We start from the raw sequence: 14,144 nt of genomic DNA, 5'->3' as shown, positions 1-14,144 counted from the left end.
AGGTTCCTGCATATGCACAGAAGGGAAACGTTAAAGGAGCGCGACGACAACGCATGTCGTCACCACCAACTCATGGCTCACAAAGCGCACAACAGCGTTGAAGCAGCATCGCTAAACGGCAACCGCTTCTGCCGGATGCGATGCTCTCTCTGGGGGCGCCGCCTCGGAGGGAGAGTTGAGGAACATCACCACTTCAAGCGCACGTAGCGGCGAAACCGCATACCCCATTTTCCGATTGACGGAGGCATGGAGCTCAGGGAATCGATCGTCCTGCTGCAAGCGCTGCAACAGGTCCAGATAGGTTTCATACTCGCCGGCGTTGTTGACGCGATAAGCGTGTGCAGGCTTCTGGTGTAGGAAGCGATAGATCCTAGAGTCCCAGATTGCGAATGCCTCTGGATTCACAAAGTGCAGCAGCTTGGATGCCCCAACGACAGAGCGATTAACGAGACCTGCTAGCTGCTCAATCTCTTCACGGCTAAGGCGTCCAGCAGTGCGAGCTTTGTTGAGCAATGCCACCCCGGCATGTACATCAATCGACTCGCTGACGTGGATCTCCAAAATGGTTGGCATCCACCCGTACACCATGTGAGCACCGCAAACGAAGGCCTGCTCATCCAGTACGTACGGCGTCTTCAACGCCGACAAAATATGGGGGTAGGCGCGGATGTAGGACTGCGCTCGGTCAATTTGGGTGAACGGCTCAATCTGGAAAACATCGTTCATGTCACTACTTCCTCAGACCGGCTCCAGCCGGTAGGTAACAAACGGGTCAATAAGCTCAAAGAACAGCTCCCCCTCAGATGCAGCGACTGGCGTCGACGCAGCGCTCCAGAAGGTCGAAGTCTGGCGAATGTAACGGCAGAGCTGCTCCACCAGACGGTCCTTGTGGAGTAAGTCCTCAAGCTCTTCGCGTCCCAAGCCAGGCATGAACAGCGGCGCTACCTGCTGTTTTTGCGCAGGCTCTAGTGCGGTAAATGCATTGCCATTGCTGCTCACCCAACGAGTGATCACTCGAATATCGGGATGCTCACGCGCATCACGCACGGGGAGCTGCGCAAGTCGTACATGGTCTGGATCGACGATCACGCGGCACGCAATGTAGTGCTCGCCCTCATTGAGGGGGGCACTCGCGTTGGCAAGCGCCATTTCGGGAGTGGGACTGGCATAGATAGCGTGCCGCCGGGAGGGCATGCTCAAAGGCCTTAGCCACTCCCAGAGGTTATCCACCACATAAGGCACGTTGCTTGGGATGCGAGCGGACGAATGCCTCCGCTGTCCTTCTCTTGCCTTAGCTATCTGGTTGGACGGAATTGCCCTGAAAAGCTCCATGCCGCCTCCCTGCTGCACCATAAATTTGAGCTCAAGCATCCTACTATCGATGGATGGCCATTTGACACTTATCAAACTAGGCAGAAATTTATTTCGCCCCTCCACTTCCTAGCCTTATTGCAATATCACGCTCAAAGCGCTAAAGCAGCCACCCGGATCACGGGAAGCGAGGCCATGGGTAGGAAGAGACTCCTCATCCGATTGAGCATGTCGGTGGACCCGCACGGGCTGATGCCCATCGTTGATCATTCGCTTCAGCCTATTTTCAACAGCCATGCGACAGCTCGTGTCGCAAGCAAACAGGGATGACTGAGTGGAACAGCTTTATCGCCAAGACCTAATCCTTGGCCTACTTCCGAACAAGGAAAATGCGCTCGATAGCGCCGCCGTTCATCAACGTGTAACCAGCCAAGGGCTCGACGTCGACAAGCGCACCATCCAGCGGGATCTGAGTGAGCTCGAGCTGAAGTATCCCCATGTGCACAGTCGCCTTAAGGGCAGCGGAAAAGCTAAATTGTGGTGGGCGGACAAGTCGCTCTCACGCCTTAGCATGTTGCCGACCGATGCGATGAACCTTGTCATGATCATGGATCATGCATCTCGGTTCGGTATGGCGGCGCAGGTGCAGAAGTTAGCCTCTATCCGGGAGTACGCCGTATCCCTCTTAAAGGGAAATCGCCCCGCCCAGGACTGCACCGGAAAGATCGTCAGCAACACCCGTTTCGTAACGCTTGCCCCAAGCGCTGTGGACCCCGATGTTCTCGCAGTGATACAGCAAGCACTGCTGGACGAATGCAGTGTGAAGGCTCGTTATCTGAAGCGAGGTGCGCAGCAGCCTAAGGAGCTTCATCTCAAGCCTCTAGGCCTTTCCTATCAAGACTCCAACATCTACCTCTCCTGCGTCTTCAAAGGGCTTCCACAAGACAGCATCGCCGCGCTTCCATTGCACCGCTTTCTGTCAGCCCGTTCGACTTTCGAGGACCTCCCAGCTCCCGAAAACTTTGACCTCAACTCCATCGCCGCACAGAAAAGCCTGGTAGGTCTGAAGACAGACCACCCAGTGCCCCTGAAGCTTCGCGTAAGCCAGACACTTCACGTACGTTTGCAGGAAAACGCACTCACCCATGACCAGCGATTGGAAGCGCTCAAAGACGGCTGGTGGCTGATGACTGGCAGCCTCCATCTAAGCCAGGGGCTGGATCTGTGGCTCTTAAGTCAGGGGGAGCATGTGGAGGTGCTCGAACCCATTGAGTTACGCGAGCAAATCTCCGAGACAGCCGCGCGCATGGCGATGCTCTACAAATCGCAATAGCCCATGCGACATGAGGTGTCGCAAGCAACCATCACTCTGTCTCCTGTCGCTAATCGAAGGAGACTGAATGATGAAAACCTACTCCGCTTTCCTACAGCGTGTTGTGCCCAGCGCCGGCTCTCGAGCAAACTTCAAGATAACGGTTCAAGCTGTTAGCTCGGATATGGCCCGAGTAACGGCTGAGGCTCAGTACCCTGGGTACAAGTGCATCAACGCGCCGGTACAGGTGCGCTGACCATGGGAAAGCACCGAGTGCAGCGACTGGCGCATGAGGTTACAACGGCACAAGCGCTGCCTCGGGACTGCATCAAGATAGGATTGGCTGCCGAAACGAATACCGAAGCCAGGCAGGTCGTGAACGACATCCAGAGGCACTGCGATGGCCTCCTCGCCTTAGACCAACTGCGCTTTCGCTGGCACCGGGTCACCGCTCTGGACACGGCCCAGAACTGGTCCAACCAGCGAGTCAATGAGATCCATTGGCTTAGGGCTTCGCCCTCCTACCCTATCCCATATCCGCGGCTGTTCGCTCACGCAGATATCGTTCATGTCCATCACCTGGATCCCCCTGCTTCCGATACTCACCCTCACGCTCGCCACTACCTATGGCGCAGCTGGGATGAACTGGCTGCGTTCTGGGCAAGCCTGTACGTAGCCAGAGAAAACCCAAGCGTCCCCGGACTCGACTGGAACAGCTACACCACATGGTCACCAGGACCTGGATTCGGTCAGGTGACAAATAGCAGGGGCACCACCGCATCCCTCGCCGCGACCAGTCTACTGGCGCAATTAAAGCCTGCAGACCATGCCAACACGGCCCAAGCCTTACTGCTAATCGAGTCCAATCTCGACCTCACGATCGGCGATCTCACAAACGTTGTTGACCAGCTTGGAGCAGCTATCGAGTGCCAAGTCATTGCCACTGGCTGGCTGTCTAAAGGGCATTCAGGCTGTGGCCTCAGACTCCTGAGATTTGGTCCCGCGTGAGGGCAGACCACACCTGAGCTTCATCACGACACAATCTGTCGCACCCTTGGTTAATCCTTCGGTCGACCTTGTGAAGGTTTGCCTCGAGCCTTCACTGCCCAAGAACGCCAGGAGACATCATGCGCAGTAAGACTGTACGCGCCGCAGGCCCGCACTCTGATGACGTCACCCCGCTTACGCTGAAGTGGATCTTCACCTTGATTCTCGACCTGGGCGGTCACCGCCAGCTGATCGGCGAGCGTAATTTCAATGATGATGCGCTCGCCATGGAGCTGGGCGTGGCTGAGCTTGAGGAGCAATTCAAAGAACGGCGCTTCCATTTTGACGATGAGGACGAAGACACCTCGCCTCCGAAGCAAGGAACCAGCTTCCGCCAAAAAGTGCTCAGCCGAATGGCTGAAGAGCAACGCCTCTTCCGGCGTGAGTTTCCCGCGCTCAGCTATCCGGACAACTTGGCAGAAAACCTTGGCCAATTGGCGCAATTGATTGGCCTGGAAGAGATTGATCGCGCGCTGCTGGGCTTTTGCGTGCTCATGCATAGCGACGCACTCCTGGAAGAAGCTACCGACCAGCTCGGCCAGATCGGCTTCAACCGCACGTTGCGAGTACTCTCCCTCCTGCTTGGATACCCAGCAGAGGCCATCAGGCAACATCTGTCTGCGAATGCCCCACTAGTGCGTACAGGGCTTGTCGAAGTGAATATGTCTCGCACCTATCGCTCCGGTCTCATTGACCGCCTGGGTATTGGCAATAAGGATCTGCTTCGAGATCTGCGCTTCCACAGCGGCTCCCCCATCGGTCTGTTTCAGAGCGCTTTCCGCAAGGCACCAGAGGGCGAGCTATGCATCGATGACTACCGGCACCTCGCGCTCCCCCTTTCAATCGCCCGCCCGTATCTCAAACGAGCGCTCCAGGAAGCAGCGCGCGGCGTAAACGTGCTGATCTACGGGCCTCCGGGAACGGGGAAAAGTCAGTTGCCTCGCCTACTTGCCGAGGAGTTGAACGCTGAGCTTTTCGAGATCGCCTGCACTAATCGTGATGGCGATCCTATCGATGGCCGTGGACGCCTCTGCGCCCTTCGTACAGCTATGGGTATCCTGAATCAGAAGGCAACGATGCTGGTGCTCGACGAGATTGAGGACCTGATCAGCGAGCCAAGCATCTACTCTCCCGACCAGGGCAAACGAAAGGGCTGGATCAACCGTATGCTGGAAGAGAATTCGCTGCCCTGCTTCTGGCTCACCAATAATATTCAAGCCTTGGACAATGCCTACATTCGCCGCTTCGACTTGCTTCTAGAGCTGCAGAACCCTCCGAAAGCCGAGCGTGAGCGGATCATCCGCAATGCCGCTGGAGAACTTGAAGATGCGTTGCTCTTGCGCATGGCCAGCCACGAACACCTCACTCCCGCCGTAGCCACCCGGGCCCTGCGAGTAGCAGAAAGCCTACGCGGATCGGCCGATGCCCCAAATCTCAATCGAGCAGTCGAGTACATGGTCAACGCCACTCTACAGGCGCAAGGCTTCGACAAGCTCGCACGAGCTCAGGACCAAGTACTGCCCGTTTTTTACTCCCCGGAGCAGAGCAACACTGATGTTCCGTTGGAAGGGCTTCTGGAGGGACTGACGCACAATCGCGATGCCAGACTGTGCTTCTATGGGCCACCTGGCACGGGCAAGACGGCATACGGGCATTGGCTGGCGCGAGAAATCGGCCAGCCGCTGCTGGTTAAGCGAGTCTCCGATCTTGTTTCGCCCTACCTCGGCATGACCGAGAAGAATCTTGCCCATGCTTTTCAGCAAGCCAGGGACGAGGATGCCGTTCTTCTTCTCGACGAAGTGGACAGCTTCCTCCAGGAGCGCAGGCATGCCCAGCACTCCTGGGAGGTCACTGCAGTGAACGAGATGCTCATGCAAATGGATAGCCACCGGGGCTTGCTGATTGCCTCGACCAACCTGATGGACAATCTCGATCAAGCGGCACTACGGCGCTTCGATCTGAAGGTTGGTTTTGGTTACCTGCGCCCCGAACAAGTCAGCCATTTGTTTCGCCTGCATTTGGAGCAGATGGGGCTTAGCGCCCCTAGTGCTGAACAAGATGCGAAAGTAAGGAGGCTGCAGCGCCTGACGCCCGGAGACTTCGCCACTCTCGCCCGCCGCTCTCGTTTCCGCCCATTTTCCGATGCCGATGAGTTCTTCCATGCACTGCAATCGGAGCTAGCACTCAAAGAGGCGCCGGCACAGCGCCCAATAGGCTTTGTGCATTGAAGGCGTAACGAGAGGACAGTCAGTCTGCTGCACCCCCAAGCTAGAGGCATCGCAGTACCTCGGTATAACAGCAGACTCACTCGCTAGGCCCAACGATCATCACCCGCTGGTGTCGCTTGCCCTCACACGTCCACAGTCAGCGAAGAGTGATTCATCGCCGCGTGTATGGCCAAGCCTCCAACGACACCTAACGATGCATCGCCATTAACGATTTCACTGTGGGGGAAATGCTTACGCACCGCTTCAGCAATGTAGGGCGCACGCGACATGCCACCAGTGAGAAACAAGACGGGAGAGCTGTTGGCAGTCGCCTCGCTCACCTGATGTAAAAGCTGATCGAACGACCGCATAAATCGCTCGCGTCCTTGCTCAAGGTCCGATCGCGTCGCGGCAACCGAAAGATCTGATTCAATGTAATCAAGCACGGCCTCGGCTTGGGCCTCTGCACTCAGGGCCACCTTAAGGGCCTCAACGTCACGGTTCAGCCGGACCGTTACCCCGTTGCGTTGCAGAGAGCGAATACGACTCAGAAATGGCTCTTGCACTCCAAGCAACTGAGTCTGTCGAAACTCCTTCTGCCGGTTGAGATCACTGACCATCGCTGCATTCACATAAACAGGGGCGAGCAAGAGGCACTGGTCTTTACCGAACTTCGGCATGACCGCCTTGAGCGAAAGACCAAGGTCCACATCGGTACCTCCTTTTCCCACTCCCCATGTCGTGTCGATTTTGGGCTCGCTAGCTGAGCCTCCGACATCTCCGAGCGCTATGTCAGTCGTGCCGCCACCCACGTCGACGATTACTGTTCGCCGCATAATGGGCGAGCTGGCGTGATAGGTAATTGCTGCCGCTGCTGGCTCAGCGAGGAAATCGACTGATGTAAATCCAGCCTGCGAGGCAGCCTCGCGCAGCAGGCAAATAGCCTGCTTACTCCCTGCCTCTCCCATGGAGCTTCGAAACGTAACGGGCCGCCCGATTGTCGCTTCGGTCACGTCCATGCCCAGCTGTTCACAGGCGGCCAAACGGATATGACGTAGTACGTTGGAGACAATGCGGACTATCGCAACACGCTGGGGTTCTCCTAGCTTGAAGCCGAGCATGGATTTGGGAGACTGGATCAGCCGACCGGCCTCATAGGCGAAGAACTCCTCAATCGCCTCTTCACCAAAGACAGCAGAGTCATCAATGCTGGTCGTCTGCTCACGGCCAGCAGAAATCTGAGCCTGAACCCAGCGGCGACGAATCTCGCCATACGCAGACTTTCTGAGATCGTCATCGGACCTCAGGGTAGGCTTGTTCAGGGCAAAGATGGCTTGACCTATTTTCGCGATGGCTTCCTCTTCTGAAAGGTATCCATCACGAACCTGCCTGCGGTAATCCACTCGGATCTGGCTAGCCGCTTCTTCATACTTTTTGAGCTTCTGGGTGTAGCTACTCTTTGAGCTGAGGATGCTATTGGCGACCTCCTGCACGTAGAGCGACTCATCGAACTGGCTCATGTCGACTGGTTTTTCAGGAACAAAAACAGCCGTACGAAACTGGCTTTCACCTCGAAAAAGAATGTGCTGAATGGAGCCGTTTATGTAGGCCGCCGCAGCGGTGTAGCTAGTTCCAAAATCGATTCCGATGCGCATTTCCAGTCCCTCCATGACTACCTCTTAGCGCGATGGACACACCACGCCCACGCACAACACACAGGCTTTATGCCATCACTCAGAGGGGGATTCCAGCTTGGATTTTGAAGCTACGGCCTGACTGCCTGGTCGCGGAAGGGTCTTCAGGACAAGGGCTAAGGCTTCTGTCTAAGAGATCGTTCTGAGTGCAATGACGTAGTGTGTTTCTCAGCACTGGCTCAGACGTATTTCAGCTGCCCATATACTGCTCGCAGTGCTTTGGCTGTGGCGCCAAAGCTTGCCGAATGCTCGCCGGCTTGGCGCAAGCCAAGGACTCAGCGAATCCTTGTGATACAAAGACGAACTGGCTCAAGGGATCCCTGAATCCCGCCTATCGGAACAAGGACGTGATACTCAGAAATAGCCTCATTGGCGCCAGCCTCACATTCTCACCTCGCTTCACTGCTTATCTGACCGAGGATGAGCTCACCCTGAAGCTTGGAGACCAGAACTACTCCTGGCCGCTCGTGGCTATCGCGGAGATTGAGCTGCGCCCCGGCATTGTTTGGGCAGCAGCGCAGATCAAAACGCTCAACGGCGATGACGTTAAGCTCGACGGGATCGAAAAGATCGAAGGTGATCGCTGGCAAGGCGCATTCAAATCTCTGCAGCTCAAATGCCTTGCCACCGCAGGAAAGGAGGCCTTGGCAGACTATGCCAAATGGTCGAAAAGGATTATCAGCCAGCTACCCAACTGCTGGCATCCCTCATGGATGGGGGATCATCTGGCCAGCACCAAACCAACTGTTGAACTCAAATGCGGGCTACCCGTTGAAGCCATTGCTTCACACCCGTTGATAGTCGAGGCCAGCAAGGCATATCCGAACATTCTACCGACGCACCCCATCAGTCCGGCTCAAGGCCTAAATGCTCACTTGAGCAAGCTCAACGAGACACTCTTTGAGCAGCACAAGTCGCTCTCGCTGTTTGACACTCTGGAAGCCACGCCGCTCACCATGGAGCAACGGCGGGCTGTGATCTGCTTCGACTCAAAACTGATGCTCGTAGCCGCTGCTGGCTCCGGAAAAACCGCCACGATGGTTGCTAAGGCCGCCTATGCAATCGCCACTGGCATCGCCAAACCCCATGAAATTCTCATGCTGGCGTTCAACACCGATGCAGCTGAGGAACTACAGCAACGCCTGAATAAGCGCCTGGGCCAATACCCAGATGCTGACCAAATTGCGTGCAAGACTTTCCACAGCTTCGGCTTGTCTGTCATCGGTGAAGCAACTGGCTCCAAGCCACGCCCAGCGCCGTGGCTTGAGTCCGGTCAGGACATCGCCAAAGTAGTCGCTCTGATGCAAGCGCTGGATCAGTCAGACGCGTCCTTCCACAGCAATCTGATGCTGGTCAGGACAGTTTTCGCCCGTCCAATTGGCGGGACGCCCGGCGCAGTCACGTCACCGCAGAGTGACGACGATGAACTGGTTACCTCCCGAGGGGAGAAGGTGAAAAGCCGCGAAGAGCAGCTGATTGCTGACTGGTTGTTCTTCCACTGGGTGGACTACCAGTACGAGGCCCCCTACCCCGTCAATACAGCCGACGCCCAGCACAGCCAATACCACCCGGACTTCTACTATCCACAAATTAAGCTCTTCCATGAGCACTTCGCGTTGGACGCCCACGGCGTTCCGCCGATAGAGTTCAAGGGCTATGCACAGGGCGTTACCTGGAAGCGCGCGCTACACCAGCAACATGAAACGGATCTGTTCGAGACAACTAGCCATACGCTGCGCACCGGTGAAGGCCTGCCGGCGCTGCAACACGCTTTGGAGAGTCGCGGCGTAATCCTCAAGCCAGATCCGGATCGAATCCCAACAGGCCGTCCTCCGCTAGAGTACGAAGCTCTGGCAAGGATTATTCGCAACCTGATCCAGCACGCCAAAGGCAACCACCTTACGCCGAGCGAGCTCAGTGAGCGAGCTGCTAAAGTCGACCCTATTCGTGGTCCCTTGATCATCCGTCTGTATGAGAGGGTGCTTGAGCGCTGGCAAGCTGAGCTAAAGGCAGCCGGCACAGTCGACTTCGACGACATGATCAACCTCGCCATCGATCATGCTGAATCGGGCCGGTATCGCTCCCCATACAAGCTCGTCATCGCCGACGAGTATCAGGATGCCTCCGCTGCCCGAGCGCGACTTCTTCGCGCGATCACAGTACGGCCAGACACATTCCTTACAGCCGTGGGTGACGACGCCCAGAGCATCAACCGCTTCGCTGGCGCCGATATCAGTGTGATGCGAAATTTCCAGGCGTTCTATGGCTCAGGAACGGTACTGCAGCTGACGCAAACGTTTCGCTGTCCGGAGGAGATCTGCAAGATCTCTTCCGACTTCGTACAGCAAAATCCGCTACAGCTAAAAAAGGAGGTTAAGACAACCTCGACTGTGACCGGAAAGGCGCTCCAGTGCTACGCAGCGAAGAGCGACGATGAGCTGCTGGAGCTCGTCGAAAGCACCCTAACTAGGATCGCGGCAAAACTCAAAACCGTGTGGGATCTGCCGCGTAAACCCACAATCATGTTGCTTGGCCGGTATCGCAGCGATCGGCCATACAACATGCCCGAGCTCAAGCGGATCTGCGGACCCAATATCGAGATCAACTTCACTACGGTGCACAGCAGTAAGGGCACCGAAGCAGACTACGTTCTTATCCTGAATGTCACCCGCGGCCGCAAAGGCTTTCCTAGCGAGATCGCCGACGACCCTATCCTTCAAGCAGCCATGCCCCTACCAGAGGAGTTCCCTTTCGCAGAGGAGCGTCGGCTCTTCTACGTTGCGCTCACCAGGGCACGGCGTGGCGTCTTCATCTACACGCTTGAATTTCGCCGCTCTGCATTTCTGGACGAGCTGGCGAAAAAGGGGCAGATCACCATAATCGGCCATGATGGAGCTGCGGTCTCATCAGAACCTTGCCCCGCGTGCGGCAGCGGATTCCGGAAGCTCAGATCGGGGAAGTATGGGCAGTTCTACGGTTGCTCCAACTACCCCAGCTGCAAATGGACTCAGAACATCCCGACGCCACGCTGAGCCCACCCGACTCCTTCAGGAATCACTTGGCAATCACTTGGAGGAGGAAAATTTCCAGTGGCCGGAGACAGGGCACGCCAAGTCAAACAGCCATTGGGAGCCTCAGTGCCGGCTACTCCCAAAGCCATGCTGACCATCTCCATAGGTCTTAGTGGCAGCCTTGCACAGGTAGCTCGTTCGATAGAACAACTCTTCTAACACGCTCTCATCTGCAGGCCTTCGAGTGAGCCGATACTCAGCCGCTGGAGGAATCCCTACCAGCCCACTGACATCCTCTTCACTTAGCCCCAACGCTTGGGCCCATGCCTCCTGGAGGCGATGGAAGATGTTCTGCTCTCGAGAGGTCTTCTTACCTACTTTGAAGTAAGCATCCGCATTGAGAAGGAAGAGCAGGTGATAATGCGGTCGATCTCCCCTCCCCACTTCCCTGACCCAAATGTAACGAACCTTGCTGTCATGAGCGTACCGGTTGCGCGCCCGGGCTCTCTGCCGGTCATGCTCGATCTTGGCTTTGAATGACTCCAGGAACTCCCTGATGACTACATTCGTGTAAGCATGCTCAGGAAGCTCACGCGTCAGTGGCAGCCGTAGGTCCACTCTGAAGGCGAATACTCTCGAGTAATGCTCCAGGGCCCTCTCGATAGTGTATTTACAGCGAGAAAGGTACTGCTCAATAAATGGGCCCTTCTTGTCCATAACGGGCAGGCCTTCGAAGGTCCTATCATGGTACAAGTGAAGATTGGTGTTGATTACATGGCGCCGCATGAGGGTACTCCTATGTGAGGTTCACACCCTCTGCACAGGAGGTATTTTTTTACCGCGCACTGGTTAGGTGACCAAGAGGTGATCACAGAGCTGAGGAGTAGTCGGACATGAGCTTTGCTCTATGCATGAAGACAGTTAAAGCATATTACCCGCACCGAAAATAGAACCCTCAAGATTTCCTAGCACAACTACATCAAAACAGCATAGATGATTGAGTCATTGGAGGAGATTATTGCTCCTACAAAATATCAAACCCCACTCAATCCTAGCATTAGAAATATCTCCGCCCCTTCAGAGGCAATTGAACAACCGACACCCTCACGGAGCTTTTTGATCGTGATGGCATTCAATCCAGCCGACCACCTCACAAGGAGTGTAAATATATCTTTATCCTAAGAGCTTACAAGTCTACCGCACAGATTACCTAATATCCTCAGAGACATCCTTAACCATTAATCCGCCATAAATAAAATTGAGCCATCCACCTGGCACGAACTAATATTTCCGCCCGTGATATTCAAAAAATAATTCTCAATCAGCCAGCGTGGACGGCATAAACACCATGACTGGAATCACATCCAGTCATGGTGTTTATGCCTAAGCATTGAATTTAGCCAAGTTATTTTTATGCAGCATTCAATTCCGCATCACGCTCTTCAATTCGCTCCAGCACCCAATCCTGCACCTCTTCTTCGACCCACCCCACGGATCGCCCCCCTAAAGGAACAGGCTTGGGAAACGTGCCTTCGCTGATCAGTTTGTAAATAGTCGATCTAGCCAGACCAGTTGTAGCCATGACCTCTTGCAGCCGAATAATTCTCATGAACGTGCTCCTCATGTTCGTCCAGAGAATTGGCGGGTTCGTTAAAAAGTTACTGACCTGGCAAATCGAATGCAGCTTCCACGCCTTTCGCCGCCGAGAGCCAGAGTCAAAACTCGACTAATAGAGGGCCACACCAGCTTCAAAGTAAAATTTGATAAATATCAATTTTCGGTAAGTTTTCCTCAAGTCAGCACAAAATCCACAAACAGGAATCAATGCAACCCTGCTATTTTCGCTAGACCTAGCATGAATAGCAGGAAAATCATGAGCGAAATGATCAGCAACACATCTAAATCCACGGACCCCGAAGAGCCGAGAAGGCAAGACGAGTGGCCATGCTATCGAGAGCACAGCCTCTTTGAGGCCGCTGTAGAGGAGTCATCCCGACAGCTGGAGGTATCTCGAGAGATGGCCATGATGTGCGCACTTGGAGCGATGGCAACGGCTTGCCAGCGGTATGTAGATGTAGAAATGCCATCTGGAAGTAAAGCACCAGCGTCCCTGATGCTTTTAACAATCGCCGAATCAGGAGAGCGCAAGACCACTACACAAAAGTATTTTTCTGAATCAATCGACAAGATAAATGGAAAAGCCATTGAAGCTAACTCTAAAGATCTCCGAGAACATCGGATAAAGCACAAGCTTTGGAAAACGGAGCTGCGTCACCTAGAACGAATGTACGGCAAGTATGCAAGTGTGGGTGACGATGAAGCGGCTGACGCGGCAACTAAGGATATTGAAGAACACTTACGACTTGAGCCAGTCCCCACCCCCTCAGGAAAGTTCCTATATGAGGATACGACACCCCAAGCTTTGGTTCAGTTTCTCTACGAGAACTCAGAGAATGGCTGCCTGCTGACCAGTGAAGCTAACAGTATATTCAACGGAAAAGCCATGAGTGAGATCGACAAGCTAAATACTCTTTGGGACGGAGGCACCCTAATCGTAGATCGCCTATCCAGGGCCCCTATTACGCTTAGAGGCGCTCGGCTTACCATGGCGCTTATGGCGCAGCCAAGTGTAATTTCCAATTTCATGGGACGGCGCGGGGAAGAAGCGCGCGGCACTGGTTTTCTCGCACGGTTTCTCGTCGCAAAGCCAAAACCCAAGGCCGGCGAGCGCACTAACAGTATGAGAGCTGCTGCCCAACCACGTAAGGAGGCCTTCGATAATCGAATTCGTGAGATTTTTGAAACTCCACTTCCAGCCGCCCGACAAACGCTTACATTTTCAGAGCCCGCCAAGAGCCTATGGTTTGAAATCAACAAATACATAGAAGACCAGATGCAAGAAAGCGGCCTATTCCACTACATGAAAGATCACGCATCAAAGCTACTGGAAAACACCAGTCGCGTAGCCGCTGTTCTGCACGCATTTGAAAGAAGTTCGAATGATGATGTCGAAATTGATCTCTTCACCTTGAAGTTCAGCTGGAGATTTGCCCAGGCCTGCTCGGGGCATTTTTCCAAAAATCTGGCTAATGAACCGCAGATCGTCACAGACGCCTGCGAGCTTGCAAACTACTTGTTGCGAATATCTCAAGATGACTCTCGCAACAATCACATCTTTGACGAGGGCGCGCCTGGTGCGAATCTGAGAATAAATAGATCAAATCTCCCACCGCATCTGAGAGAGGGGTTCAAGACAACCGTCACCCTCACTCAAATTAAGCAGCTCGGCCCCTATAGACTTCGAGGCAGAGCCAATGCAGACCGATTACAAGCTGCGATTGAGCTATTAGGGAAGCTCGGACATCTCATAAAGGACAAAGGTCGATACAAATTCAAAGAATCAATTATTACGGAAGAGGAACCCATACTACGAAATGGCGAGATCGTCACAATCACGGCTCTGCCACTATACAAAAACCAAGAATTTTTACTTGATGAGCGAGTGAGCGGGAGACCAAGAGCTGGACGTTATTGTATTTTTAATAACAAATGAAGACCGCTC

The 14,144-nt window shown here is 54.5% G+C and carries 9 protein-coding genes; 4 read left to right on the top strand and 5 right to left on the bottom strand.

What is annotated here, in order from left to right; genetic code table 11:
• Positions 1-111 precede the first annotated feature (111 nt).
• Entirely contained in the window at positions 112-726 is a 615-nt protein-coding gene (locus ACM0M4_RS12800; protein ID WP_052153524.1) for a hypothetical protein, read from the bottom strand.
• Between the two features lie 12 nt (positions 727-738).
• Positions 739-1,371, bottom strand: a complete 633-nt coding sequence (locus tag ACM0M4_RS12795) for a hypothetical protein (RefSeq protein ID WP_225030697.1) — start codon at positions 1,369-1,371, stop codon at positions 739-741.
• A 274-nt stretch (positions 1,372-1,645) separates the two neighbouring features.
• Between ACM0M4_RS12795 and ACM0M4_RS12790 the strand changes: the two genes are divergently transcribed.
• Together ACM0M4_RS12790 and ACM0M4_RS12785 are read left to right on the top strand one after the other, a co-directional pair.
• A complete protein-coding gene (locus ACM0M4_RS12790) occupies positions 1,646-2,644 on the top strand; it encodes a helix-turn-helix transcriptional regulator (protein ID WP_225030698.1) in 999 nt (332 codons plus the stop codon).
• Positions 2,645-3,750: 1,106 nt separating this feature from the next.
• Positions 3,751-5,898: an AAA family ATPase gene (locus ACM0M4_RS12785; protein WP_270005884.1), complete on the top strand. Its 2,148-nt coding sequence runs from the start codon at positions 3,751-3,753 to the stop codon at positions 5,896-5,898.
• Positions 5,899-6,020: 122 nt separating this feature from the next.
• On the opposite strand, the gene ACM0M4_RS12780 is transcribed toward ACM0M4_RS12785, so the two are convergent.
• Positions 6,021-7,547, bottom strand: a complete 1,527-nt coding sequence (locus ACM0M4_RS12780; RefSeq protein WP_225030700.1) for an Hsp70 family protein — start codon at positions 7,545-7,547, stop codon at positions 6,021-6,023.
• A gap of 269 nt (positions 7,548-7,816) precedes the next feature.
• On the opposite strand from ACM0M4_RS12780, the gene ACM0M4_RS12775 reads away from it, so the two are divergent.
• On the top strand, positions 7,817-10,603 hold the full coding sequence (locus ACM0M4_RS12775; RefSeq protein ID WP_225030701.1) for a UvrD-helicase domain-containing protein: 2,787 nt from the start codon (positions 7,817-7,819) through the stop codon (positions 10,601-10,603).
• Between the two features lie 102 nt (positions 10,604-10,705).
• Here ACM0M4_RS12775 and ACM0M4_RS12770 read toward each other — a convergent pair whose 3' ends face one another.
• A complete protein-coding gene (locus ACM0M4_RS12770; RefSeq protein WP_225030702.1) occupies positions 10,706-11,368 on the bottom strand; it encodes an inovirus Gp2 family protein in 663 nt (220 codons plus the stop codon).
• A gap of 625 nt (positions 11,369-11,993) precedes the next feature.
• Positions 11,994-12,191, bottom strand: coding sequence for a helix-turn-helix transcriptional regulator (locus ACM0M4_RS12765; RefSeq protein WP_225030703.1), 198 nt, complete (start codon positions 12,189-12,191; stop codon positions 11,994-11,996).
• Between the two features lie 264 nt (positions 12,192-12,455).
• Here ACM0M4_RS12765 and ACM0M4_RS12760 point away from each other — a divergent pair, with 264 nt between their 5' ends.
• Positions 12,456-14,135, top strand: a complete 1,680-nt coding sequence (locus tag ACM0M4_RS12760) for a YfjI family protein (protein ID WP_225030704.1) — start codon at positions 12,456-12,458, stop codon at positions 14,133-14,135.
• The last annotated feature ends 9 nt before the right edge of the window (positions 14,136-14,144 follow it).

It is taken from the genome of Pseudomonas sp. 18-147 (assembly GCF_051048045.1).
Lineage (GTDB): Bacteria > Pseudomonadota > Gammaproteobacteria > Pseudomonadales > Pseudomonadaceae > Pseudomonas > Pseudomonas aeruginosa.
The sequence above is the reverse complement of the archived record's forward strand: the minus strand, read 5'-3'. Positions and strand labels throughout refer to the sequence as shown.